The sequence below is a fragment of the Acinetobacter sp. YH12094 genome (assembly GCF_013419295.1).
GTDB classification, from domain to species: Bacteria; Pseudomonadota; Gammaproteobacteria; order Pseudomonadales; family Moraxellaceae; genus Acinetobacter; species Acinetobacter amyesii.
Map to the genome: position 1 here is coordinate 1 of NZ_VPAK01000029.1, position 25,165 is coordinate 25,165.

Annotated in this window: 27 protein-coding genes and 2 pseudogenes; 18 read left to right on the forward strand and 11 right to left on the reverse strand. The window is 37.9% G+C overall.

What is annotated here, in order from left to right; all coding sequences use genetic code 11:
- From FTU34_RS15355 to FTU34_RS15370, 4 genes and pseudogenes are all read left to right on the forward strand, one after another.
- A pseudogene (locus FTU34_RS15355) lies at positions 1-437 on the forward strand (IS6-like element IS26 family transposase); the annotation flags it as partial.
- Between the two features lie 264 nt (positions 438-701).
- Positions 702-1,331 (forward strand): hypothetical protein, encoded by a 630-nt coding sequence (locus tag FTU34_RS15360; RefSeq protein WP_078194520.1) that lies wholly within the window; start codon positions 702-704, stop codon positions 1,329-1,331.
- 134 nt (positions 1,332-1,465) lie between these two features.
- Positions 1,466-1,759: a type II toxin-antitoxin system RelB/DinJ family antitoxin gene (locus tag FTU34_RS15365; protein WP_004870963.1), complete on the forward strand. Its 294-nt coding sequence runs from the start codon at positions 1,466-1,468 to the stop codon at positions 1,757-1,759.
- Positions 1,752-2,033 carry a type II toxin-antitoxin system YafQ family toxin gene (locus FTU34_RS15370; protein WP_001129137.1) on the forward strand — a complete coding sequence of 94 codons (282 nt, stop codon included), beginning with the start codon at positions 1,752-1,754 and terminating at the stop codon, positions 2,031-2,033. The genes FTU34_RS15365 and FTU34_RS15370 overlap by 8 nt, the downstream gene beginning before the upstream one ends.
- A gap of 114 nt (positions 2,034-2,147) precedes the next feature.
- Here the strand turns inward: FTU34_RS15370 and FTU34_RS15375 are convergent, their stop codons facing one another.
- Both FTU34_RS15375 and mobQ (FTU34_RS15380) read right to left on the reverse strand, forming a co-directional pair.
- The gene (locus FTU34_RS15375; protein WP_180006188.1) at positions 2,148-2,618 is read right to left on the reverse strand and encodes a hypothetical protein; all 471 of its coding nucleotides are present in this window, start codon (positions 2,616-2,618) and stop codon (positions 2,148-2,150) included.
- The gene (gene mobQ / locus FTU34_RS15380) at positions 2,615-3,577 is read right to left on the reverse strand and encodes a MobQ family relaxase (protein ID WP_180036284.1); all 963 of its coding nucleotides are present in this window, start codon (positions 3,575-3,577) and stop codon (positions 2,615-2,617) included. Before mobQ (FTU34_RS15380) ends, FTU34_RS15375 begins: the two co-directional genes overlap by 4 nt.
- Before the next feature lie 194 nt (positions 3,578-3,771).
- On the opposite strand from mobQ (FTU34_RS15380), the gene FTU34_RS15385 reads away from it, so the two are divergent.
- Both FTU34_RS15385 and FTU34_RS15390 read left to right on the forward strand, forming a co-directional pair.
- Positions 3,772-4,062: a mobilization protein gene (locus tag FTU34_RS15385; protein ID WP_180036283.1), complete on the forward strand. Its 291-nt coding sequence runs from the start codon at positions 3,772-3,774 to the stop codon at positions 4,060-4,062.
- Complete coding sequence (locus FTU34_RS15390; RefSeq protein WP_225554447.1) at positions 4,062-4,598, forward strand: hypothetical protein; 537 nt, start codon at positions 4,062-4,064, stop codon at positions 4,596-4,598. Before FTU34_RS15385 ends, FTU34_RS15390 begins: the two co-directional genes overlap by 1 nt.
- A 13-nt stretch (positions 4,599-4,611) precedes the next feature.
- On the opposite strand, the gene FTU34_RS15395 is transcribed toward FTU34_RS15390, so the two are convergent.
- Positions 4,612-5,595, reverse strand: a complete 984-nt coding sequence (locus tag FTU34_RS15395; protein WP_180036282.1) for a RepB family plasmid replication initiator protein — start codon at positions 5,593-5,595, stop codon at positions 4,612-4,614.
- A 724-nt stretch (positions 5,596-6,319) separates the two neighbouring features.
- Here FTU34_RS15395 and FTU34_RS15400 point away from each other — a divergent pair.
- The 3 genes from FTU34_RS15400 (at position 6,320) to FTU34_RS15410 (ending at position 7,651) form a co-directional block, all read left to right on the forward strand.
- Positions 6,320-6,949: a hypothetical protein gene (locus FTU34_RS15400; protein ID WP_078194520.1), complete on the forward strand. Its 630-nt coding sequence runs from the start codon at positions 6,320-6,322 to the stop codon at positions 6,947-6,949.
- Between the two features lie 134 nt (positions 6,950-7,083).
- Positions 7,084-7,377 (forward strand): type II toxin-antitoxin system RelB/DinJ family antitoxin, encoded by a 294-nt coding sequence (locus FTU34_RS15405; RefSeq protein WP_004870963.1) that lies wholly within the window; start codon positions 7,084-7,086, stop codon positions 7,375-7,377.
- On the forward strand, positions 7,370-7,651 hold the full coding sequence (locus tag FTU34_RS15410; RefSeq protein WP_001129137.1) for a type II toxin-antitoxin system YafQ family toxin: 282 nt from the start codon (positions 7,370-7,372) through the stop codon (positions 7,649-7,651). The genes FTU34_RS15405 and FTU34_RS15410 overlap by 8 nt, the downstream gene beginning before the upstream one ends.
- Positions 7,652-7,765: 114 nt before the next feature.
- Here the strand turns inward: FTU34_RS15410 and FTU34_RS15415 are convergent, their stop codons facing one another.
- Together FTU34_RS15415 and mobQ (FTU34_RS15420) are read right to left on the reverse strand one after the other, a co-directional pair.
- Positions 7,766-8,236 (reverse strand): hypothetical protein, encoded by a 471-nt coding sequence (locus FTU34_RS15415; protein ID WP_180006188.1) that lies wholly within the window; start codon positions 8,234-8,236, stop codon positions 7,766-7,768.
- Entirely contained in the window at positions 8,233-9,195 is a 963-nt protein-coding gene (mobQ, locus tag FTU34_RS15420) for a MobQ family relaxase (protein ID WP_180036284.1), read from the reverse strand. Before mobQ (FTU34_RS15420) ends, FTU34_RS15415 begins: the two co-directional genes overlap by 4 nt.
- A gap of 194 nt (positions 9,196-9,389) precedes the next feature.
- Here mobQ (FTU34_RS15420) and FTU34_RS15425 point away from each other — a divergent pair, with 194 nt between their 5' ends.
- Entirely contained in the window at positions 9,390-9,680 is a 291-nt protein-coding gene (locus tag FTU34_RS15425) for a mobilization protein (RefSeq protein WP_180036283.1), read from the forward strand.
- Positions 9,680-10,216 carry a hypothetical protein gene (locus tag FTU34_RS15430; RefSeq protein WP_225554447.1) on the forward strand — a complete coding sequence of 179 codons (537 nt, stop codon included), beginning with the start codon at positions 9,680-9,682 and terminating at the stop codon, positions 10,214-10,216. Before FTU34_RS15425 ends, FTU34_RS15430 begins: the two co-directional genes overlap by 1 nt.
- Before the next feature lie 13 nt (positions 10,217-10,229).
- Here FTU34_RS15430 and FTU34_RS15435 read toward each other — a convergent pair whose 3' ends face one another.
- Positions 10,230-11,213: a RepB family plasmid replication initiator protein gene (locus tag FTU34_RS15435; protein ID WP_180036282.1), complete on the reverse strand. Its 984-nt coding sequence runs from the start codon at positions 11,211-11,213 to the stop codon at positions 10,230-10,232.
- Between the two features lie 743 nt (positions 11,214-11,956).
- On the opposite strand from FTU34_RS15435, the gene FTU34_RS15440 reads away from it, so the two are divergent.
- A complete protein-coding gene (locus tag FTU34_RS15440) occupies positions 11,957-12,775 on the forward strand; it encodes an AraC family transcriptional regulator (RefSeq protein ID WP_032073151.1) in 819 nt (272 codons plus the stop codon).
- A 27-nt stretch (positions 12,776-12,802) separates the two neighbouring features.
- Here the strand turns inward: FTU34_RS15440 and FTU34_RS15445 are convergent, their stop codons facing one another.
- On the reverse strand, positions 12,803-13,399 hold the full coding sequence (locus FTU34_RS15445) for a LysE family translocator (protein WP_074163998.1): 597 nt from the start codon (positions 13,397-13,399) through the stop codon (positions 12,803-12,805).
- Between the two features lie 426 nt (positions 13,400-13,825).
- Here FTU34_RS15445 and FTU34_RS15450 point away from each other — a divergent pair, with 426 nt between their 5' ends.
- From FTU34_RS15450 to FTU34_RS15460, 3 genes are all read left to right on the forward strand, one after another.
- The gene (locus FTU34_RS15450) at positions 13,826-14,989 is read left to right on the forward strand and encodes an efflux RND transporter periplasmic adaptor subunit (RefSeq protein WP_032073150.1); all 1,164 of its coding nucleotides are present in this window, start codon (positions 13,826-13,828) and stop codon (positions 14,987-14,989) included.
- Positions 14,986-18,090 (forward strand): multidrug efflux RND transporter permease subunit, encoded by a 3,105-nt coding sequence (locus FTU34_RS15455; protein WP_270915313.1) that lies wholly within the window; start codon positions 14,986-14,988, stop codon positions 18,088-18,090. Before FTU34_RS15450 ends, FTU34_RS15455 begins: the two co-directional genes overlap by 4 nt.
- Before the next feature lie 113 nt (positions 18,091-18,203).
- Complete coding sequence (locus FTU34_RS15460; RefSeq protein ID WP_032073148.1) at positions 18,204-19,718, forward strand: MFS transporter; 1,515 nt, start codon at positions 18,204-18,206, stop codon at positions 19,716-19,718.
- Positions 19,719-19,821: 103 nt separating this feature from the next.
- Here FTU34_RS15460 and adeS read toward each other — a convergent pair whose 3' ends face one another.
- Together adeS and adeR are read right to left on the reverse strand one after the other, a co-directional pair.
- The gene (gene adeS / locus FTU34_RS15465; RefSeq protein ID WP_032073131.1) at positions 19,822-20,928 is read right to left on the reverse strand and encodes a two-component sensor histidine kinase AdeS; all 1,107 of its coding nucleotides are present in this window, start codon (positions 20,926-20,928) and stop codon (positions 19,822-19,824) included.
- Positions 20,918-21,646 (reverse strand): efflux system response regulator transcription factor AdeR, encoded by a 729-nt coding sequence (gene adeR / locus FTU34_RS15470; protein ID WP_032073130.1) that lies wholly within the window; start codon positions 21,644-21,646, stop codon positions 20,918-20,920. The genes adeS and adeR overlap by 11 nt, the downstream gene beginning before the upstream one ends.
- Positions 21,647-22,329: 683 nt before the next feature.
- Here adeR and FTU34_RS15475 point away from each other — a divergent pair.
- On the forward strand, positions 22,330-22,686 hold the full coding sequence (locus FTU34_RS15475; RefSeq protein ID WP_115736331.1) for a type II toxin-antitoxin system RelE/ParE family toxin: 357 nt from the start codon (positions 22,330-22,332) through the stop codon (positions 22,684-22,686).
- Positions 22,679-22,981: a helix-turn-helix domain-containing protein gene (locus FTU34_RS15480; RefSeq protein ID WP_005237493.1), complete on the forward strand. Its 303-nt coding sequence runs from the start codon at positions 22,679-22,681 to the stop codon at positions 22,979-22,981. The genes FTU34_RS15475 and FTU34_RS15480 overlap by 8 nt, the downstream gene beginning before the upstream one ends.
- 41 nt (positions 22,982-23,022) lie before the next feature.
- Here FTU34_RS15480 and FTU34_RS15485 read toward each other — a convergent pair.
- A pseudogene (locus FTU34_RS15485) lies at positions 23,023-23,184 on the reverse strand (IS6 family transposase); the annotation flags it as partial.
- A 93-nt stretch (positions 23,185-23,277) separates the two neighbouring features.
- Complete coding sequence (gene cadR, locus FTU34_RS15490; protein WP_000550240.1) at positions 23,278-23,670, reverse strand: Cd(II)/Pb(II)-responsive transcriptional regulator; 393 nt, start codon at positions 23,668-23,670, stop codon at positions 23,278-23,280.
- Positions 23,671-23,759: 89 nt separating this feature from the next.
- Between cadR and FTU34_RS15495 the strand changes: the two genes are divergently transcribed.
- Entirely contained in the window at positions 23,760-25,040 is a 1,281-nt protein-coding gene (locus tag FTU34_RS15495; RefSeq protein ID WP_005237495.1) for a cation transporter, read from the forward strand.
- Positions 25,041-25,165: the final 125 nt, after the last annotated feature.

The following is a 25,165-nucleotide window of genomic DNA, read 5'->3' on the forward strand; positions in this document are numbered from 1 at the left end:
ATCTGTACCGGGCCGTCGACAGCCGGGGCCGCACTGTCGATTTTTATCTCTCCTCCCGTCGTAACAGCAAAGCTGCATACCGGTTTCTGGGTAAAATCCTCAACAACGTGAAGAAGTGGCAGATCCCACGATTCATCAACACGGATAAAGCGCCCGCCTATGGTCGCGCGCTTGCTCTGCTCAAACGCGAAGGCCGGTGCCCGTCTGACGTTGAACACCGACAGATTAAGTACCGGAACAACGTGATTGAATGCGATCATGGCAAACTGAAACGGATAATCAACGCCACGCTGGGATTTAAATCCATGAAGACGGCTTACGCCACCATCAAAGGTATTGAGGTGATGCGTGCACTACGCAAAGGCCAGGCCTCAGCATTTTATTATGGTGATCCCCTGGGCGAAATGCGCCTGGTAAGCAGAGTTTTTGAAATGTAAGGCCTTTGAATAAGACAAAAGGCTGCCTCATCGCTAACTTTGCAACAGTGCCAATTTAGTTTAACTTATAAAAATCATGAAACACTGTTCGAATTTTAAGCGTGGAACATGAATAATCAATAAAAAGCCGCTCTGCTGGTGCCCTATATTTCAGAACGGCTTGCTTTAATATAATGATATTTAAAGAGAAATATCAAGCATTACGTATAACGTGTATTATGTTAATTTTAGAAAATCTTAAGATAATTATTAATGAGTGGCTTAATGAATAAAGAAATTTCTGTATTACTGCATGACGTTCCTACTCATGCAGATTACGCATGTGATGCAACAGATTTAGATCCAGAAGATATTCCTGAAGATCGTATAGAACAAGTCATAAATTTATTAAATTCTTCTGATGAAAATATTGTATTTGAGGCAGCAAAACTTCTGACTAATTGGGGACAATCCTCTGGTTTTGATGCATTAGTAAATTTATTAAATGAAAATAAATTAGTTGGTTATATAGATCATCGTTTACATGGTTATGATGATACACTTCAGCATGTACTTAGAGCTTTTGTTCGTTATTGGGCATTCCAAGCTGATCTAGGATTTGGTGAACAGGCTAGAATAAAAATATTTCATCCTATACAAAAGATTATAGAAATATCTAATACAGAACCATTTGATATTAGTCGCTTATTTTGGTTAATTGATGATGAAAAATACGATGAATATATTCCTTTAATTAAAAACCATTTAATCCAAATAATAGATCATCCTGAATTACAATTTTGGAAAATCCATGATGCTATTGAACTGATGCTGAAATTAGAGCCTGAGTTTGTTCATAATTTATTAGAAGAAAAAGGCAAAACATTGGAAGACTTTAAAATTAACACTTTATAAAGTTATACATTTAACATAATGGCTGTTATACGAAATTCAGTTGTCAGAAATCATTTATTACATCAAAAGTAATGAAAAAGTAAAGAATATGACTTATATTATCTTTACTTTAATGGTTTTTGAGTGAGGGAATCATGTCCGCAGTCAATTTCAATATGCGCTTAGAAGCAGAGTTAAAAGAACAAGTTACCCCTATTTTGGAAGACTATGGTTTGACTATGCCTCAAGCATTCAAACTGTTCTTGAATCAAATCGTTAAAACTAAAGCGATTCCTTTGTCTTTTGACTATGCACGAGAACCTGCTTTAACTCCTAAAGCAGCAGCCAAGTTACTTCAATCTTTAAAAGAGATTGAAAATGGCGAGTACACCGAGTACGAAACGGTAGAAGAAGCGATTAAAGCTATGTCGGAAGAAGCACATGGCTAAACGTAAGATTATCGTAACCAGTTCTTTTAAACGTGATATTAAAAGACGTTATTTAGAACTGGTTACGGCTGAATGGGCAGAAGTATTAGATTGTTTAGTCGCAAATAATCCTTTGCCTGAAAAGTATTTAGATCATCCCTTGAAAGGTGGTGCAGAGTTTAAAAATTGTCGTGATTGTCATGTGAAGCCTGATTTAGTCTTGATCTATAGGCTTGTTGGTGACGATATTTTAGAACTGCATCAGTTGGATAGCCATTCCGAAATTTTTGGATGACTATCGCTCGATGCTTTGAAAGATGGCTTTAGCCATGTTTCAAAGTCGGGCAACTTTGCGACTGCTGTCATTGATTCGGTGATGGCAAGAGCCGAGCAAAGTACTGTCTAATCATTATTTTGGGTCAATCACACAATAATCCTTATTCGCTCCGTGACAGTCATTTTTCATGATGCGAACGCAAGACTTCCCATTGCAATTTTTAATATCTAGGCTGTATTTTTGTTCTAGCCATGCAACGTCTGCTCTACGCTGTTTGATTTCGTCCATGCTCGGCACATATAAAAATAATGCTAAAAAGAAAACGATCAGCAAGCTAACAAAAGCACTGGTGTAGATTGCCATGAATCGCCAGTCAAGTTGATTGGTTGCATTGTTTAATTCTCGAATACTGTTGTTGAGTGCGTCTATTTGCTTCTGATTGGCGTTTTTTAGGTGTTTTTCGGTCTTATTGAGTACTCCGCTAGCCACTTCCTTGTAAAACGCTTCTAATCGCTTGTTATCGTCTGCTATGGCTTCTCGATACTCTTTCATAGATGCCAGTAAAATATAGAGCTGGTCATCTAGGTCGTTTTGGTTGCTCATCGGTACATTCCGCCCTGATCTAAGTCTTGTGATGCTTTACGGTTGGCTTGCTGTTGCTCTAGTTTTTGCTGTCGTTGTATTTCGGCTTGGCGTTCTTGTTCTAGGCGTTTAGCTTCTTGGTTTTTCTGCCATTGCTTGAAGCCTTGCTCGGCACGGTTTAAACCGTGCTGTAAAACGCTGTCTGTGCGCTGTTGCTGTTGTTTGAGGTGTTGGGCGTTGTGTTGCTTCACATGGTCGTTATAACGGCTGATTTCGGTGTCTATGCCTTGTCTACGGAGTTGAGTGACCGAAGTCCCCTCATGAATGGTGGCTTGTAGTCCATTGTTCTGATCGGCATAGCTGCGGTGGTCTATTTTTTCTCGGTAGCCTGCTCGCTCCAGTGCGTGATTGGCTAAGTCCGCCCATGTTTCCCGAATCTGTTTGATGTCGTCTTGGGTTGTTCCCATATTTAGGCTTTTGCGTTTGGCATTACTTAACTCAATATCGGTTTTTGTCGTCAAAGTGAGTTTATTGTCAGGGTCTAATTCAGCTTTTCGGGTGGTCAGCATGATATGGGCGTGATGGTTTTTATCATTTCCGCCTTTGCTGGGTTCGTGAATGGCTAAATCTGCAATCACGCCATAACGATCAACAAGCGATTGGGCAAACTCTTTTGCCAAGTCCTTGCGCTGATCTGCATCCAGTTCATCAGGCAGGGCAATCACCCATTCTCTAGCGGTTCGAGCATCTTTGCGGTTTTCGGACTGTTCCGCCAAGTTCCACAATTCGCTACGGTCTATTTCTATATCAAGGTTAGACACAATTTCGCTATGGGCGACACCGTCCTTTCTCGTAAAGTCGTGGGTTAGTCCTGTTCGTTCATCTTTGAGTTTTTCCCCTGAACGGTAGGCAGACGATGCAACCGCAGTTCGTCCCGAACTTCGATTCACTGTTTTTGTTGAGCAATGATAAATCGCCATTTTTTCTTTCGCCTTTTTAAATTGCGTAGCAATTTTTTGGGGTTAAGGGGATTCCCCTTACGCAACGATGACTTGAATGAAATTCAAGTCGTAAGTGCGCATTTCATGAAAAACACGATAGCATATAGCCCGCTTGAATTTCAATTCATAGGGCCTTATGCTTGAGTGGTTTTCTATATCCCGAAATCTGAATCATGACAAAAGCTGCTGAAACTCTTGAAAAGAAAATCGAAGCCCAATTAGAAAAGTTGAAACAGTTAAAAGCTCAAAAACAGGCTATTGATGCAAGAGAAAAAACCAAGCAAAAGGAACAAGAAAGAAAGGACGATACAAGACGTAAAATTTTGCTCGGTTCTTACTTAATTAAAAAGATGCAAAGTAATGAAGCCAACAAAGAAAAAATACTCGCTGAACTCAATGAGTATTTAACAGAAAATAGAGATAGACAGCTTTTTGACTTACCAAATATTGAGATATCTAAATAATGCAAAAAACACTAATTTTATGGGGTGGAATTTTAGCGACAATCATGGGTTCGCAAAATCTTAGTGCATGTATGCCACACTCACCAAATGAGGTATTTATAGCAAGGGTTCAATCATTTGAATCAGATAAAAATCAGACTAAATTTCAATTTTCTAACCATAATTTTATTTTTCGCCCATTAATAGCTTGGTTTAGATATTCTAGCCCAAATGAATGGAATGGCGATTTTAAAATTAAGAATATAAAAAAAGGAAATTTGATAATTGGTTTAGCATATCCGCCAGATGGTAACCAAGCAAGAAAGTATCAGGTAAGTTCACTGGCACTACTTCACTGTAATAATGATGTTATATCAATAAGTAAGCCATCCACTCCTTTTTTAGCATGGGATAGAGAAAAAGGACGTTGTTTCTATACTGATAAGAGTGGTTTATTGAACGGCTTTCTTGAAAAAGATCAGGCGTATTATTTACATAAAATTCAAGCTAAATATCCGACTTGCCGTAAACTGTACTCAGCATTCCCTATGACGTAATGTATATAAAATCTTAGTCTTTGAAGTCTGTCTCAGTCCGCAATGCTTTAAAAATCCGCTTTGCGGTTTCCTCTCGGACGGATGTAGGGTCACGTAAAATATTGGAAATCCATATTGAAAAGGCTGGGTAATCTTTATTGTCGGCTAAGTCAGAGATGCTATGAACCTTAGATAATACTGAACTGTAGGTCTTAATTTGACTGTCAGATAAGTTGCTGAACATATCTATAGTTTTTTGATCTCGCTGAGATTCTATTTTTTTAGGTGACAATTTTTGCTTAAAGTTTAATTCTATGTGTGTGAACTTACGCCCTGTTTTTAACAGTTTATATTTGATTGTAATGGGGGATTTTTCATTAAGTTCATCAATTGCGGTATCTATTACCCATCTTTTTAAGTCTGCCGTTAATGGATACTTATTATTCAGATCAAGCATATTGCGCAAGTCATCAAGCCTTATTTTTCGATAACCTGTACTCTTGAATTGCATCATTAATTCATAAAATCGAACGCTATACCCACTACTTACTCCTGCTATGTCTTGAAGAAAATATTGTGTGAAGTTAGATGATAAGTTACTAATAAAAGGTAATACAGACTTACTAAACCTTATTGCCGCCAAAATATAATCTTCTGCATAAGGATCGCTCCCTGTCACCTCTTGGATAAATTCAGGATTAGCCAAAGCCCAATCACTATTGTATTTCATGATGTCTTGAACCCATCGAGTTTTAAACGTCCCTGCTTCAGTTGTTATTGTGATAACTCTATTAAAAAGTCGATCACATGCTTCTCTAATTTCTCTGCTTGCTGTTTTTGGGTTAACACCTAACTCAATAAATGATTCCCTTGTGACGCAATAACCTGTGTTATCTGTCACTTCTTCGCCTTTGGGTATACAGGCTATAGCCGCCAAAATTAAGCGCTGTTCATTCAAAGACAGTTGATAACTAGCTTCAATAATATTATTTGCTTTGACTACTAAGAGCTTACTCATTTTTGTATTCCTTATTATTAATTATGAGAATAATATACCGCCTCATAGTTATGCGTCAATCCCTCATAGTTATGCGTCAATCCCTCATAGTTATGCGTCAATCCCTCATAGTTATGCGTCAATCCCTCATAGTTAAACCTTGCAAAGCCACGCACAGCATGGCTTTGAGTGGGGTCTAAAAATATTTAAAAATATTTAAAATATTAAAAAAGAGGGGAATACTTAAAACTGCCCTATGTACTCGCTAAAGCTCGTACTCTATTGAAGCTCGTTCCTCGCTTCGTGGGGCAGTTTTTGGGTAATCCTGTTTGTGAAATCTAAAAGCAAAAATATTGGTAATGTATTCGCTTCGCTCATACTTTTTGAAAAGCAAAAGCTCCAAAGTTCGCACCCATTCGGGATGCTCTGTATCTTTCGTTATGAAGCAAAAGGGAGCTTGTAATCAGGGAAAAGGCAGGGGCAAAATTTTAATGCCAGGTGGTCGCTCGTAGACACTCGCTCGGCTCTTACTGGAATGATTAAAATATCTAATCAAAAACGTGGAACATTGTTTAAATATTAAGCGTGGAACGTGAATAATTATAAAAAAACCCCATACGGGCTAGAATGGGGTATTAAGATTAGAATATAACATTGATATTTAAGGAAAATAAATATCAGTTTCGTATAAGGTGTATTATGTTAATTTTAGAAAATCTTAAGATAATTATTAATGAGTGGCTTAATGAATAAAGAAATTTCTGTATTACTGCATGACGTTCCTACTCATGCAGATTACGCATGTGATGCAACAGATTTAGATCCAGAAGATATTCCTGAAGATCGTATAGAACAAGTCATAAATTTATTAAATTCTTCTGATGAAAATATTGTATTTGAGGCAGCAAAACTTCTGACTAATTGGGGACAATCCTCTGGTTTTGATGCATTAGTAAATTTATTAAATGAAAATAAATTAGTTGGTTATATAGATCATCGTTTACATGGTTATGATGATACACTTCAGCATGTACTTAGAGCTTTTGTTCGTTATTGGGCATTCCAAGCTGATCTAGGATTTGGTGAACAGGCTAGAATAAAAATATTTCATCCTATACAAAAGATTATAGAAATATCTAATACAGAACCATTTGATATTAGTCGCTTATTTTGGTTAATTGATGATGAAAAATACGATGAATATATTCCTTTAATTAAAAACCATTTAATCCAAATAATAGATCATCCTGAATTACAATTTTGGAAAATCCATGATGCTATTGAACTGATGCTGAAATTAGAGCCTGAGTTTGTTCATAATTTATTAGAAGAAAAAGGCAAAACATTGGAAGACTTTAAAATTAACACTTTATAAAGTTATACATTTAACATAATGGCTGTTATACGAAATTCAGTTGTCAGAAATCATTTATTACATCAAAAGTAATGAAAAAGTAAAGAATATGACTTATATTATCTTTACTTTAATGGTTTTTGAGTGAGGGAATCATGTCCGCAGTCAATTTCAATATGCGCTTAGAAGCAGAGTTAAAAGAACAAGTTACCCCTATTTTGGAAGACTATGGTTTGACTATGCCTCAAGCATTCAAACTGTTCTTGAATCAAATCGTTAAAACTAAAGCGATTCCTTTGTCTTTTGACTATGCACGAGAACCTGCTTTAACTCCTAAAGCAGCAGCCAAGTTACTTCAATCTTTAAAAGAGATTGAAAATGGCGAGTACACCGAGTACGAAACGGTAGAAGAAGCGATTAAAGCTATGTCGGAAGAAGCACATGGCTAAACGTAAGATTATCGTAACCAGTTCTTTTAAACGTGATATTAAAAGACGTTATTTAGAACTGGTTACGGCTGAATGGGCAGAAGTATTAGATTGTTTAGTCGCAAATAATCCTTTGCCTGAAAAGTATTTAGATCATCCCTTGAAAGGTGGTGCAGAGTTTAAAAATTGTCGTGATTGTCATGTGAAGCCTGATTTAGTCTTGATCTATAGGCTTGTTGGTGACGATATTTTAGAACTGCATCAGTTGGATAGCCATTCCGAAATTTTTGGATGACTATCGCTCGATGCTTTGAAAGATGGCTTTAGCCATGTTTCAAAGTCGGGCAACTTTGCGACTGCTGTCATTGATTCGGTGATGGCAAGAGCCGAGCAAAGTACTGTCTAATCATTATTTTGGGTCAATCACACAATAATCCTTATTCGCTCCGTGACAGTCATTTTTCATGATGCGAACGCAAGACTTCCCATTGCAATTTTTAATATCTAGGCTGTATTTTTGTTCTAGCCATGCAACGTCTGCTCTACGCTGTTTGATTTCGTCCATGCTCGGCACATATAAAAATAATGCTAAAAAGAAAACGATCAGCAAGCTAACAAAAGCACTGGTGTAGATTGCCATGAATCGCCAGTCAAGTTGATTGGTTGCATTGTTTAATTCTCGAATACTGTTGTTGAGTGCGTCTATTTGCTTCTGATTGGCGTTTTTTAGGTGTTTTTCGGTCTTATTGAGTACTCCGCTAGCCACTTCCTTGTAAAACGCTTCTAATCGCTTGTTATCGTCTGCTATGGCTTCTCGATACTCTTTCATAGATGCCAGTAAAATATAGAGCTGGTCATCTAGGTCGTTTTGGTTGCTCATCGGTACATTCCGCCCTGATCTAAGTCTTGTGATGCTTTACGGTTGGCTTGCTGTTGCTCTAGTTTTTGCTGTCGTTGTATTTCGGCTTGGCGTTCTTGTTCTAGGCGTTTAGCTTCTTGGTTTTTCTGCCATTGCTTGAAGCCTTGCTCGGCACGGTTTAAACCGTGCTGTAAAACGCTGTCTGTGCGCTGTTGCTGTTGTTTGAGGTGTTGGGCGTTGTGTTGCTTCACATGGTCGTTATAACGGCTGATTTCGGTGTCTATGCCTTGTCTACGGAGTTGAGTGACCGAAGTCCCCTCATGAATGGTGGCTTGTAGTCCATTGTTCTGATCGGCATAGCTGCGGTGGTCTATTTTTTCTCGGTAGCCTGCTCGCTCCAGTGCGTGATTGGCTAAGTCCGCCCATGTTTCCCGAATCTGTTTGATGTCGTCTTGGGTTGTTCCCATATTTAGGCTTTTGCGTTTGGCATTACTTAACTCAATATCGGTTTTTGTCGTCAAAGTGAGTTTATTGTCAGGGTCTAATTCAGCTTTTCGGGTGGTCAGCATGATATGGGCGTGATGGTTTTTATCATTTCCGCCTTTGCTGGGTTCGTGAATGGCTAAATCTGCAATCACGCCATAACGATCAACAAGCGATTGGGCAAACTCTTTTGCCAAGTCCTTGCGCTGATCTGCATCCAGTTCATCAGGCAGGGCAATCACCCATTCTCTAGCGGTTCGAGCATCTTTGCGGTTTTCGGACTGTTCCGCCAAGTTCCACAATTCGCTACGGTCTATTTCTATATCAAGGTTAGACACAATTTCGCTATGGGCGACACCGTCCTTTCTCGTAAAGTCGTGGGTTAGTCCTGTTCGTTCATCTTTGAGTTTTTCCCCTGAACGGTAGGCAGACGATGCAACCGCAGTTCGTCCCGAACTTCGATTCACTGTTTTTGTTGAGCAATGATAAATCGCCATTTTTTCTTTCGCCTTTTTAAATTGCGTAGCAATTTTTTGGGGTTAAGGGGATTCCCCTTACGCAACGATGACTTGAATGAAATTCAAGTCGTAAGTGCGCATTTCATGAAAAACACGATAGCATATAGCCCGCTTGAATTTCAATTCATAGGGCCTTATGCTTGAGTGGTTTTCTATATCCCGAAATCTGAATCATGACAAAAGCTGCTGAAACTCTTGAAAAGAAAATCGAAGCCCAATTAGAAAAGTTGAAACAGTTAAAAGCTCAAAAACAGGCTATTGATGCAAGAGAAAAAACCAAGCAAAAGGAACAAGAAAGAAAGGACGATACAAGACGTAAAATTTTGCTCGGTTCTTACTTAATTAAAAAGATGCAAAGTAATGAAGCCAACAAAGAAAAAATACTCGCTGAACTCAATGAGTATTTAACAGAAAATAGAGATAGACAGCTTTTTGACTTACCAAATATTGAGATATCTAAATAATGCAAAAAACACTAATTTTATGGGGTGGAATTTTAGCGACAATCATGGGTTCGCAAAATCTTAGTGCATGTATGCCACACTCACCAAATGAGGTATTTATAGCAAGGGTTCAATCATTTGAATCAGATAAAAATCAGACTAAATTTCAATTTTCTAACCATAATTTTATTTTTCGCCCATTAATAGCTTGGTTTAGATATTCTAGCCCAAATGAATGGAATGGCGATTTTAAAATTAAGAATATAAAAAAAGGAAATTTGATAATTGGTTTAGCATATCCGCCAGATGGTAACCAAGCAAGAAAGTATCAGGTAAGTTCACTGGCACTACTTCACTGTAATAATGATGTTATATCAATAAGTAAGCCATCCACTCCTTTTTTAGCATGGGATAGAGAAAAAGGACGTTGTTTCTATACTGATAAGAGTGGTTTATTGAACGGCTTTCTTGAAAAAGATCAGGCGTATTATTTACATAAAATTCAAGCTAAATATCCGACTTGCCGTAAACTGTACTCAGCATTCCCTATGACGTAATGTATATAAAATCTTAGTCTTTGAAGTCTGTCTCAGTCCGCAATGCTTTAAAAATCCGCTTTGCGGTTTCCTCTCGGACGGATGTAGGGTCACGTAAAATATTGGAAATCCATATTGAAAAGGCTGGGTAATCTTTATTGTCGGCTAAGTCAGAGATGCTATGAACCTTAGATAATACTGAACTGTAGGTCTTAATTTGACTGTCAGATAAGTTGCTGAACATATCTATAGTTTTTTGATCTCGCTGAGATTCTATTTTTTTAGGTGACAATTTTTGCTTAAAGTTTAATTCTATGTGTGTGAACTTACGCCCTGTTTTTAACAGTTTATATTTGATTGTAATGGGGGATTTTTCATTAAGTTCATCAATTGCGGTATCTATTACCCATCTTTTTAAGTCTGCCGTTAATGGATACTTATTATTCAGATCAAGCATATTGCGCAAGTCATCAAGCCTTATTTTTCGATAACCTGTACTCTTGAATTGCATCATTAATTCATAAAATCGAACGCTATACCCACTACTTACTCCTGCTATGTCTTGAAGAAAATATTGTGTGAAGTTAGATGATAAGTTACTAATAAAAGGTAATACAGACTTACTAAACCTTATTGCCGCCAAAATATAATCTTCTGCATAAGGATCGCTCCCTGTCACCTCTTGGATAAATTCAGGATTAGCCAAAGCCCAATCACTATTGTATTTCATGATGTCTTGAACCCATCGAGTTTTAAACGTCCCTGCTTCAGTTGTTATTGTGATAACTCTATTAAAAAGTCGATCACATGCTTCTCTAATTTCTCTGCTTGCTGTTTTTGGGTTAACACCTAACTCAATAAATGATTCCCTTGTGACGCAATAACCTGTGTTATCTGTCACTTCTTCGCCTTTGGGTATACAGGCTATAGCCGCCAAAATTAAGCGCTGTTCATTCAAAGACAGTTGATAACTAGCTTCAATAATATTATTTGCTTTGACTACTAAGAGCTTACTCATTTTTGTATTCCTTATTATTAATTATGAGAATAATATACCGCCTCATAGTTATGCGTCAATCCCTCATAGTTATGCGTCAATCCCTCATAGTTATGCGTCAATCCCTCATAGTTATGCGTCAATCCCTCATAGTTAAACCTTGCAAAGCCACGCACAGCATGGCTTTGAGTGGGGTCTAAAAATATTTAAAAATATTTAAAATATTAAAAAAGAGGGGAATACTTAAAACTGCCCTATGTACTCGCTAAAGCTCGTACTCTATTGAAGCTCGTTCCTCGCTTCGTGGGGCAGTTTTTGGGTAATCCTGTTTGTGAAATCTAAAAGCAAAAATATTGGTAATGTATTCGCTTCGCTCATACTTTTTGAAAAGCAAAAGCTCCAAAGTTCGCACCCATTCGGGATGCTCTGTATCTTTCGTTATGAAGCAAAAGGGAGCTTGTAATCAGGGAAAAGGCAGGGGCAAAATTTTAATGCCAGGTGGTCGCTCGTAGACACTCGCTCGGCTCTTACTGGAATGATTAAAATATCTAATCAAAAACGTGGAACATTGTTTAAATATTAAGCGTGGAACGTGAATAATTATAAAAAAACCCCATACGGGCTAGAATGGGGTATTAAGATTAGAATATAACATTGATATTTAAGGAAAATAAATATCAGTTTCGTATAAGGTGTATTATGTTAATTTTAGGAAAAGTGAAAAATAATCTACAATAGAATCTACGAAAAATTGGCCATCAATTATGCCTGATTTCTCCAGTGGAAATAATTGGATTGTGAGATCCCCCACTCAAAATCATAAATTAGAAAGAATTGAAGCATTTCTTTCCAATTATGCTTATAAACCTCACCGACATGATACTTATGCTATTGGCAGGACTCTTTCCGGAGTTCAAAACTTTCATTACAAAGGTACATTGCAACATAGCTTGCCAGGCATGACTATGGTTCTACACCCGGATGAAAAGCATGATGGTGAATCAGGAACATTAGATGGCTATCGCTATAGAATGATTTACATCGAACCAGCGATGATCCAAACCATTTTAAAGGGTAAACCTTTGCCTTTTATCAGACATGGCTTAAGTAATGATATTCGCCTGTTTAGGGCAATGGATAGCTTTCTAAATAATATAAATAATTATATGGATACCCTAGAAGAGGAAGATGCTCTATTTGATTTGGCAACTACACTGTGTGAAATTTCAGATACTTCATCTAACCAAAACAAAAAATTTGACTACAAGGCAGCAGAGAGAGCGCGTGAGTGTATTTTGGCGTATCCACATGAAAACTTAAGTTTGTCAGATTTAGAGAAACATGCTGATCGTGACCGCTGGAGCCTTTCTCGTGATTTCCGATTATTATTTGGAACTAGCCCACACCGTTATATGATCATGCGTCGCTTAGAAACAGTTAAGTTCTACCTTGCTCAAGGGGAGTCTATTGTTAATGCTGCTTTAAATGCAGGCTTTTTTGATCAGAGTCATATGACCAGACATTTTATAAAAACATTTGGTTTAACTCCCACTCAATGGAAAATGATAAATATTAAAAGATAGCCGTTCGATTTGAACGGCTAATTTGTCCTACAGCAGATTTATTCCATTAAGAAAATCTTTGAACATAAAAAGCCCTGATAAAATCAAGAGTATACCCATCAGCTTATTTAGCCGATTAAACCAGATAGGATTAGCAATTTTGTTGCCTAATACTTTTCCAACCAGAGCATAGGTGAATGGTGCGCCAACAGCACCAAGTGAAATCAGTAAAGAAACTATCAAGATCATGATTCCTGTGATTTTGGCTGCAGGGTACATAATTGTCGTAACAGGTAGAATGACGAGAATGGCTTTTGGATTTAATAACTGAATAAATAAGCCATTTAAGAATGTTAGATGGCTTTCTTGCTGTTGAGTTGTTTCTACATTCGCCCTAATCATTTTTATAGCCAAGTAGAATGTATAAATTGCACCCGCTAAAGCAATATAATGAATCAATCCATGTGGAATAACAGCTTCACCTATATAGCCAAACAATACGAATAAGATCAACATGGCGAAACCAATGCCTAGGTAAAATCCTATAGTCTTTTTTAATTGACCTGTAAGGCCAGAATTTAGCCCCATAAAATTTACAGGGCCTGGGCTATACATAACGCTTAATGTATAAAGAAATATTTCCACAGAGTTCACTCAATTAGATAGCAATAAACATCAAAGAGAGAACGGTATCGAGTTATAGGCCTTAAAGATTGTACGTTTGTGCTGAACTAATTAAAAATTTCTATTTAACTTATGTTCACCTAAAGTTCACTTCATAAGTGTATAAAGAAACTATGTATTGTATTTTCAATTGCTTATATAAATATTAGTCTTGGTTTAGAATTTTAAAGTTCATGAACTATGAGAAAAAACTAAGATACGATCAAAATTGTAGAACAACAAAATTATTTATACTAATTTACAAGCCACGCTGTTTAAGCGTGTCATTAAAAAATAAATCTTTTAATCTCTCCACACAATCTCCACACAATCTCCACACAACATCAGCAATTCATAAACACTGCTATTTCAAAATAGTAGTATCTAAAACCCCCCCTCTGAAAAAGCATGTCAACACATTATCATTTAATAGGTTCAATACTTATTACAACTGTACTTTTAATCGGCTGTACACAAGCCAAAGATGCTGAACAGTCCCCAACAGAAATGCCACCAGCGGTTGTCAGTACCATCACGGTATTACCGCATTCCATGAATTTAATTGAAAATCTTCCAGGCCGTGTTGTCGCTTACCGTATTGCTGAAATTCGCCCGCAAGTAGGTGGAATTGTTGATAAAGTACTTTTTAAGCAAGGCTCTTATGTGCAAGCAGGTCAACCGCTTTTTAAATTGAATTCTGAAATATTTCAGGCAGATGTAAAAAGCAATCAAGCCACTTTAAACCGTGCACAAGCTGAGGTGACACGTTTGCAGGTGCTGTTAAAACGCTACACTGAATTAGTAAAAGTAAATGCGGTTAGTCAGCAGGAATACAACAATACCGAAGCAGATTATCAAAAAGCAAAAGCCGATGTGGCGCAAATGCAAGCCATGTTAAGCAGACAACAACTTAATCTTAAATATGCGACTGTTACAGCCCCTATCTCAGGAACGATTGGTGAAATCTTAGTGACTGAGGGTGCATTAGTTGGTCAAGGTGATACTAATGCAATGGCCGTAATACAACAGATTAATAAAGTCTATGTTGATGTAAAGCAATCAATTAGTGATTATGAAAAACTACAGGAAGCTTTACAGCAAGGTGACGTGTCAAATACCAAACATACGGTTGAAATCCTAAATAGTCAGGGTAAACCTTATAACGTTACAGGTGAAATCCTATTTTCGGATACTAAAGTTGATCCTGATACGGGTGATGTCACAATCCGTATTTTAGCCAATAATGAAAATCAAAAACTTTTGCCAGGCATGTATGTTCGAGTCAATATGAGCCGAGCTCAAGTTGAAAATGCGCTCCTAGTTCCAGAACAAGCGATTCAACATGATATTAGTGGTAAAGCCAATGTTACGATTGTTAATCAAAAAGGTTTAGCGCAAAGCAAGCCTGTTCAGCTTGGTCAACGTTATCAAAATAACTATGTGATCAAACAAGGGTTACAAGCAGGTGAGAAAGTCATTGTTGAAGGGGCTGATCGTATACAGCCTGAGCAAAAATTAAAAATTAAGCAGTGGCAACCTACAAATATTAAGGAAAATGGAGGACAGCAATAATGTCCCAATTTTTCATTAGGCGTCCTATTTTTGCATGGGTGATTGCTTTATTTATTATTCTGTTGGGTGTACTAAGCATCCCCAAGTTACCTATTGCACGATTCCCAAGTGTTGCGCCACCACAGATTAGTATTACGGCAATCTATCCAGGTGCTACGCCAAAAACATTGAATGATAGTGTTGTGACCTTGATTGAGCGGGAAATGTCAGGTGTCAAAAACTTACTTTATTACAGTTCAAGTTCAGATAGTTCTGGAACAGCAACAATCACCGCAACATTTAAACCAGGTACAGATGTAGAACTTGCACAAATTGATGTGCAAAACAAAATTAAAGCCATTGAGTCACGCTTACCTCAAACAGTGCGACAACAAGGGCTGATGGTCGATGCTGCGTCGTCTGGTTTTTTAATGATGGTGGGCTTAAGTTCACCGAATGGCAAATATAGTGAAATTGATGTCAGTGACTATATGACTCGCTATGTGATTGAAGAATTAAAGCGGGTTGACGGTGTTGGTAAAGTCCAAAATTTTGGTGCTGAAAAAGCCATGCGGATTTGGGTCGATCCAGATCGTTTGGTTTCTTATGGATTGAGTATTCAAGATGTGAATACAGCCATCCAAAACCAAAACTTGCCGATATCACCAGGTCGTATTGGTGATGTTCCTGCTTTGACGGGGCAACAAATTACTATTCCTTTAACTGCTCAAGGTCAATTAGAAACTGTAGAGCAATTCAAGAAAATTAGTTTACGTGCTCAACAAAATGGCGCCAATGTTCGACTGTCGGATGTCGCTCGTGTCGAAATCGGGGCACAGATGTATAACTTTGCGATTTTAGAAAATGGCAAAGCCTCTACAGCTGTGGCGATACAAATGAGTCCTGGTGCCAACGCTGTCAAGACTGCAGAAGGTGTTAAAGCGAAAATTGAACAGTTAGGTTCAGCACTGCCTGATGGTATGAAATTCTCTATACCTTACGACACTGCACCTTTTGTAAAAATCTCGATTGAAAAAGTAATCATGACATTGCTTGAAGCTATGGCATTAGTTTTTATTGTCATGTTTATCTTTTTACACAATGTTCGATACACCTTAATTCCGGCGATTGTTGCACCGATTGCATTGCTTGGCACATTCTCAGTCATGCTGCTTGCTGGTTTTTCGATTAATGTGCTGACCATGTTCGGTATGGTGCTTGCGATCGGGATTATTGTCGATGATGCGATTGTGGTCATTGAGAATGTTGAACGCATTATGGCGACAGAAGGCTTATCTCCAGTTGAAGCCACATCTAAAGCCATGAAGGAAATTACCAATCCGATTATTGGCATCACCTTAGTGTTAGCCGCTGTATTCTTGCCGATGGCATTGGCGTCAGGCTCAGTGGGGATTATCTATCGTCAGTTCACCATTACCATGTCGGTTTCAATTTTATTCTCAGCTTTCCTTGCACTGACATTAACCCCTGCGTTATGTGCAACGATGTTAAAACCGATTGATCAAGACCATCAGAAAAAGGGTGTTTTTGCATCGTTTGATCGCAGTTTTGAGAAGCTGAACAATCGCTATGAACGCAGTTTATTTAAAGTAATTAAACATAAAACCCTCGCAATGTTATGTTTCTTAGGCATTGTCATTGTGCTGATTTTTAGTTTTAAACACGTTCCGACTGCGTTTATGCCAGAAGAAGATCAGGGGTGGTTTATGACTTCGATTCAACTTCCTGCGGATGCAACTCAAGAACGTACCCGTAAAGTCGTTGCTGAGTTTCAAAATTATTTAGACCAAGAAACGGGGATTAAAGACAATATGGCGGTCTTAGGTTTTGGTTTTAGTGGATCTGGTCAGAATACAGCGATGTATTTTACCAATCTATTGCCATTCGAAGAGCGTACTATTACGGCACAAGAAGTCGTGAATAATGCCAATATAGCGATGGCTGAAAGTTCAGAAGGTCAAACCATGTCTGTGTTACCACCAGCAATTGATGAATTGGGTAACTCATCTGGTTTTTCACTGAGATTATTAGATCGTGGCAATATTGGCATGCCTGCTTTAAGAGAAGCACAAGATCAGCTTTTAGCATTAGCAGCACAAAGTAAAATCGTGGCGGAGGTCTATCCTGAAGGTTTGCCAGATGGCAGTTCTGTACAGCTTAAAATTGATAGAGATAAATTGCAGGCATTAGGTGTTAATTTCAGTGATGTGACCGATATTATTTCAACCTCAATGGGTTCGATGTATATCAATGATTTTCCAAATCATGACCGTATGCAGCAAGTCATTGTGCAACTTGATGCCAAATCACGCATGAGTATTGAAGATATTCTTCAGATTAAGGTGAACAGTCAAAGCGGTAAATTGGTTTCAATGTCTGAAATAATTACTCCAATTTGGCAACATTCCCCACAACAATACAATCGTTACAACGGTCGTCCATCATTGAGTATTTCTGGCAGTCCAGCAGCAGGTATATCTTCAGGACAAGCCATGACTGAGATGGAAAATTTGATTGAACAACTTCCGAAAGGTGTGGGTTATGAGTGGACTGGGATTTCTCTAGAAGAAAAACAGTCGGAATCACAAACCTTGTTTTTATTACTGTTGTCGATGTTAGTCGTTTTCCTTGTCTTGGCAGCGCTTTATGAAAGCTGGTCAATTCCATTCTCTGTGATGCTAGTTGTCCCTCTAGGGTTGATTGGCGCCTTTTTAGCAGTAATGTTACGTGGTATGCCAAATGATATTTTCTTTAAGGTCGGCATGATCACGATTATTGGTCTATCTGCAAAGAATGCTATTTTGATTGTTGAGTTTGCAAAAGCACTAAGAGAAGAAGGAATGGGTTTAGTGGAGGCAACCGTTGCAGCCGCTAAATTGCGCTTACGTCCAATCCTAATGACATCTTTGGCATTTACCTGTGGCGTTATTCCTTTAGTCATTGCCAGTGGCGCTAGTTCTGAAACTCAAAAAGCGATTGGTACAGGCGTCTTTGGCGGCATGATCAGCGCAACAATTCTAGCTGTTATTTTTGTACCGATTTTCTTTATTGTCGTCATGAGCATGGTTGAGAAATTCTCGAAACGTAAAGCGGCACATTAAGCATCAAAACTGAGAATAAAAGCTGTGGGTTAACGAGTTTAGCCCACAACAAATCTTTCATTTACATCTTTATTTCAGAATTGATTTAATAAACCATCAATATAGGTTTAATCATGAAAGCTACCAATCTTGATCCGAAACGCTGGTGGATATTGCTCGCTGTCGTGCTTGCATTTCTGCCGATTGTGATTGATATGACTGTACTGCATGTTGCGGTTCCCTCATTAACCCAATCGCTGAGTGCCACAAGTAACCAAGTCTTATGGATTATTGATATTTATCCATTACTTATGGCTGGACTTTTAGTTCCGATGGGAACTTTGGCTGATCGTGTCGGCAATCGTAAGATTCTGCTGATTGGCTTGGTTATATTTGGAATTGCCTCAGTCCTTGCGGCATTTTCCCAAACGGCTTCTATGCTGATTGCCGCACGTGCTTTATTAGCATTAGGCGGTGCCATGATTATGCCCTGTGTATTGGGTATTATTCGCAGAACCTTCGAAGACAGTCGCGAACGTGCCATTGCGCTGGGTATTTGGGGCACAATCGGATCAGCCGGTGCCGCCATTGGACCGCTCATTGGTGGGGGATTGTTAGAATATTTCTGGTGGGGTTCAGTTTTCCTGATTAACGTCCCAATCATGCTGGTTGTCGCACCAATGTGCTATTTCTTATTGTCCCGAAAAGAAGCTATAACCCCTGGACATTGGGCATTTGGTCAAGCGCTATTGCTGATTGTCGGTTTGATTTCGTTTGTATATGCACTAAAAGCAGGCTTAGGCGGTAAACAGTCGTTGTTGATTGTCTTGCCTTTGGTCGTTTTATCTATCGGCTTATTAACCATATTTGTACGCAAACAGCTGAATTCTCCTCAGCCGATGCTAGATCTTTCGCTATTTTCACGTCCTGCTATTTTAGCCGGCATTATTATGGCAATGGTTGCTGCAGGCGCTTTGGCAGGGGTTGAGTTAACTTTGGCAATGGAGCTGCAATATGTCATTCGTTTAACACCGCTGCAAGCCGGTCTTTTTATGGTTCCGATTATGGTTGCGGCCGCTATTGGCGGGCCTATTGCTGGTTTTTTATCCAATAAATTTGGACTCCGTCTGGTTGCGACCATGTCATTAATATTGGCAGCAATTGCGTTGGTCAGTTTGAGTTATTCAGATTTTCATCATCCGGGAATCATCGTTCCCTTTATTTTAGCTTCGATTGGATTAACACTGAGTATTGGTTTAACAGCTTCATCCATTGCGATCATGGGCTCAGTACCTGCAGAAAAGGGCGGTGCGGCAGGTTCACTTGAAAGTACAGGTTATGAACTGGGTACAGGACTAGGTATTACTTTATTTGGTGTTTTCATGGCCTATATATTTGGCAGTCATCTTCAAGTGCCGTCAGATTTAACTGCTGTTTTAGCAGAAAAAGCCAGACTTTCGATTGGTGATACCTATTTAGTGGCGAGCCAGTTACCCGTTGAACAAGGTACAGCATTGATTAACGCAGGTAAAATTGCCTTCAGTTCAGCTCATGTTAATTTATTATTAACAGCAGGGATTATCATCGGGATACTCTCCATTGTGGTATTTTTTATGCTAGCTAAATATCGAGATGAGAATTCATTGTGATGAAATTTATTTGAGGATCATCAAACAGAATGGTTAAGTTCAGACATCAATTTATCTTAAATTTATGGTTTAAATTAAGCCGTATTAATCTGAACTTAACACATTATAAATGAGTTGATGTCTTACGATTTAGTTGAATAGTAAAACAGCTGCCACCTAAGTTTTTGGATTTAGAATAATAAATATGACCTTGGTGTGCTTCAATAATTGCATCAATCACTGCCAAGCCTAATCCAGTACCGCCATCTAGACATGATCTAGAGTCTTCCAGTCGATAGAAGGGTTTGAACAGGTGTTTAAGATGCGATTCATCAATACCAGGACCTTCATCTTCAAACGTCAATACCCAATGTTCTGCTGTGGTTACAGATGTAATATTTATTTTTCCAGCATTCGAATATCTTAGAAAGTTAGAGAACAATGCAATAAAGACCTGTTCCATCCTTCTTATATCAACGCAAACCAATTTATCCGTCAAATTTAAAACAATAGTTAAACCTTTAACATGAAACCGTTCATTAAACATCTGCAGACATTTTTCAATACTATTTTTTAAATTGGTCTTTTCTAGTTCTAATCGTAATTGTTTATTTTCAATAAGTGTCAGTGTCCGTAAATCTTCCACAAGGTAAGATAAGCCTTCGACTTGGTTCAATAAGCTTAGGTGTAAAGCTTTATCGGCAATAAATATACCATCGACAATACCTTGCAAGCGACCTTGTAATATTGTCACAGGTGTTCGTAATTCATGTGCAATTGCAGCATTCCAAACAGTTGAATTCTTAACTGATACTTCAAGTTGGTTTGCCATTTCATTGAAGTTCTCAATAAGAGACTTGATTTCATGTGGAATATCATGATGTGGCTGTTTAATTCTGAGTGCTAAATTGCCTTGTTGAATTTGTTGAATAACATCTGCTAAATCACTAATTGGCTGTGTATAGCGTTTTCCATATTTAAAGGCGAGGATAGTAGAAAGAAAAAAGCCTGTTAATAGCACTAAAAACAGCCAGATAAAGTCAACGGAGGTAACTGAAAATTCATTTGAATTAATAACTTGTGTATTTAGAAAACCTATTTTTATCGCCCAGCTATAAACAAAATAGCCAATCATGAAAGATAACAGCGTAATGCCTAAATTGAATAGGCTCATCATGATAATAAACTGGAAGTTAATTCCAACAGAATTTTTAAAAAAGTTAAATTTCATGATTTTGATCTAAGCGATACCCCACGCCACGGACATTGATTAATAAGCCATTTACATCATTTTCTTCAAGTTTTTTGCGTAATTTGCTGATATGGCTATCTACAGTGCGATCTAAAGCATCACTTTCAGGCATACAGTTTTGGATCAATTCATTACGTGTAAAGACTTTATTCGGTGTTTTTGCCATCAAAAACAGTATCTTATACTCAGTTAACGTAAGGTTGAGCAACTGATTTCTTTGACCATTTGAAATGTAAACTTGATGATGATCTGGATTAATTTCAATATTTCTATAACGAATAATATTAGTTATTTCCATATTTTGGCTTGTACTTCGTCTAAGTACGGCTTGTATTCGTGCAATCACTTCGTTTGGGTTAAATGGCTTAATAATAAAGTCATCAGCACCCATTTTTAGCCCCATGATCTTATTCACTTGATCATCTAAGGCAGTCAGCATAATGACAGGTAAATGACTTGTTTGACGGATGATTTGTAGAATTTCCCAGCCATTTAGTTTGGGTAATTTAATATCAAGGAGAATCAGGTCGATAGAGTTGGCTTTTAGGCACTCTAAAGCTTGTTGTCCATCCAATGCACGGATGACCTGCATGTTTTCATTTTTTATGTATTTTTCAAGAATGTCACCAATATCATAATCATCTTCTACAACGAGAATGACGCTGTTTTCGAAGCTGTGCTGTAGATTTGGATACATATATTTTATCTTAGATGAAGTAGCTATGCATTTTAACATTTAATTGTGTAATGGAGATGATTAGACGAGCAGTCATTTATATTTGTAATTGAGGGGTGACATATAATAAAATTCGTTGCATATCAGTATTAATGAACAAAATGTCAATTATCATTCATTTAACATAATGGTGGTTATACGCAATACACTTGTATATTAATCTAAATATCAACCACTTAATAAAAATAGAAAAATCCAAAAATGACCAAAAAGCCGATTTTGAAACAAGTCGGCTTTTTTTATGAGCGGTTTTGATACTTCTTGCCAATAAATTTGACTAAAAAATAGTCAGTTTTGAGGTTTTTCAAATTTTATCAATACCTCAATGTCCAAAATTATCCACATTTTTTGTGGATAAAATTTAGGCTATTTTGTAAGCCCTGGCTCATACCAATCTCGGCCCTTTGCTGCTATCCGCAATACTGGAAATTTCCTATCATGAAGACATAGAGAGCAGGATGCTCCAGATAAAAAGAATAAGATGAACAACAAGGAACGTGAGATCAGACAGGAGTCAGATCTAAGCGCCAAATATGGAAAAGCCCGACAGGATGTCGGGCTTTTTTATTGCCTATCCTTTCTCATTTGCAAAACAAACATAATGCCCCTAAAATATAGACTATAATCTATATTTTGGTTGTGGTATGTGGACAGTCATTACGACAGATCTATTTAATCAGTGGCTTGAACAGCAAGATGAACCTACACAAGAGAAGGTCCTAGCTGCCCTGGTTGTTCTACAGCAGCAGGGACCGAGTTTAGGCCGTCCTTTAGTAGATACTGTGTATGAGTCTAAATTTACCAATATGAAAGAACTGCGTGTTCAACATCGCGGTAGATCCTTAAGAGCTTTCTTCGCATTTGATCCCTTACGACAGGCTATTGTTCTATGTATTGCTGATAAAGGCGGTAAAAAGCGTTTTTATAAAGACATGCTGGATATTGCAGATGAACAATACCAACTTCATCTCACTACCCTAGGAGATAAATCTAATGGCTAAGACTCTGCAAGAATTGTTAGCTAGCCGCTCTCCAGAGAGCCAAGCCCGTATTCAAAAAATGGCTGATGAATTACTGCTAGAAAATCAGCTTCATCTTATTCGTGAAGAACTCGAAATTTCTCAAAAAGAGCTTGCTGAAACTTTGGGAATAAAACAGCCATCGCTTTCAGCAATAGAAAATCGTGGCAATGATCTTAAGATTTCAACCTTGAAAAAGTATGTTGAGGCAATGGGTGGGAAGCTCCGTATTGATGTAGAGCTTCCAACAGGAAAACATATAGGATTCAACGTTTAACAATAAAAATGGGAGCTATAGGCTCCCATTTTTAGATTCGTATAACGTTGAACCCAACGGTAAATAGTCGTGTGATCAACATTCACACCCCGTTCGGCCAGCATTTCCTGCAGTTCACGATAGCTAATGCCATATTTACAATACCAGCGCACAGCCCAAAGAATGATTTCGCCCTGAAAATGCCGACCATGGAAAGGATTCATATGCTGCACCTTTAGCTAAAACAGTCTTCAGCTTACCATTCGTGGTTATTTGCAACAGTGCCGATTTTTTGAAAAAAGCATAGGTCTAGATAATCAAGCTAGATTTTTTAAAACTCCACATTGGTCAATTGTACATAAACCATCACAAGTACCTCTTAAATCAGATAGTTGTTCAATAAGCTTTTGTTGCTTGATTATATTTTCTCTGATAGCACTGACATGTAAGTCAATTAATTCATTCACATCTGAACAATTTTTCTCAGGTTTGTCTTTATAGGTAAGTAATTGACGAATTTCATTCAAACTCATATTTAAAGTTCGGCAATTCAAAATAAATTTAATTCGCTCAACATAGCCTACATCGTAAAGGCGGTAATTTCCTTCCGTTCTTTCCGGTTCCGGAATTAAACCTTCCTTTTCATAAAACCTAATTGTTAATACTGAACATGAGGTTTTTTTAGAGAGTTCACCAATTTTTAAATGCATTGAGTTAGTATTTCCAAAGATTCTTGACTCTATAGTAACTATAGGGGTTCTAATATTCAAAGTTTATAATTTTTTTAATGGGTATAATTATGAGTGGTTGTGGATGTAGTAAAGAAACACCATGCGAAGATAAGAAATCTCAACAAGAAAATCATCCATCAATTGCAGAAGCAAACAATTCAAAGAATTGTGATAATACGCTTAGCTGTTGTGGTGAAGAGGAAGAAAAAAAATCTTCATCTCCTTGCTGTAACACTTCAAACAGTTGTGAAGATACCGCTCAATCCTGTTATGGTTCTGATCCCAAAGAAAATTTAAGCACTGAAGATATTTTAAAAGATTCGCACTACATGAGTGAATACTTAGTTCCCAAAATGGATTGTTCTGCGGAAGAACAGATGGTTCGTATGGCGCTATCTTCAATTGATGGTGTTCAAAAACTCATCTTTGATTTACCTAACCGTTCTTTAAAGGTTCTACATAATCAAAAAGATGAAAATATAACCACCAAACTTGAAGCTTTGGGTTTTGGTGCAAAGCTTGTGAAGACTGAAACTTATATAAGCAATCAACAGGCTAAGCAAACAAGTACCTACACCATTCCTAAAATGGATTGCTCTGCTGAAGAGCAAATGGTCCGTATGGCTCTTGCAGATATTGAAGCAGTTAAAGGTCTTACTTTTGATCTTCCCAATCGAAAACTGAAAGTCTTCCATAATGAAGGGATTCAGCAAATTACGGCTAAACTCGAAGGACTGGGTTTTGGGGCGAAACTTGATGAAACACAGCTTTCTTCAGGCGATATACCTAATGAACCTGATCCTGTGAGACAAGCTAAAGTACTTAAACTGTTATTAGGTATTAATGCTCTACTTTTCTTTATAGAATTCATCAGCGGTATTATTGCTGCGTCTACGGGATTGATTGCTGATTCTCTAGATATGTTTGCCGATGCAGCCGTTTATGGTATTGCGCTATATGCCGTCGGAAAAGCTGCGAAATATCAAATAAAAGCAGCCCATTTCGCAGGTTGGATTCAGTTATTACTTGCTGTTATCGTGATTGTTGATGTCATTAGACGATTCATGTTTGGAAGCGAGCCAGAATCAACGCTCATGATTGTTATTGGCCTGCTCGCACTTATAGCTAACGTGACATGCTTATATCTTATTTCTGGTCATCGAGAAGATGGCGCACATATGAAAGCCAGTTGGATTTTCTCGGCGAATGACGTTGTCGTAAATATGGGCGTTATATTTGCCGGTGTACTCGTGGCGTGGACGGGATCAGCTTATCCAGACTTAATCATTGGCATACTGGTTTCTTTATTCGTACTTAATGGTGCCCGAAAAATTTTGGCTTTGAAGTAAGGGCACTGTTGCAAATAACCACGAATGGTAAGCTGAAGACTGTTTTAGCTAAAGGTGCAGCATATGAATCCTTTCCATGGTCGGCATTTTCAGGGCGAAATCATTCTTTGGGCTGTGCGCTGGTA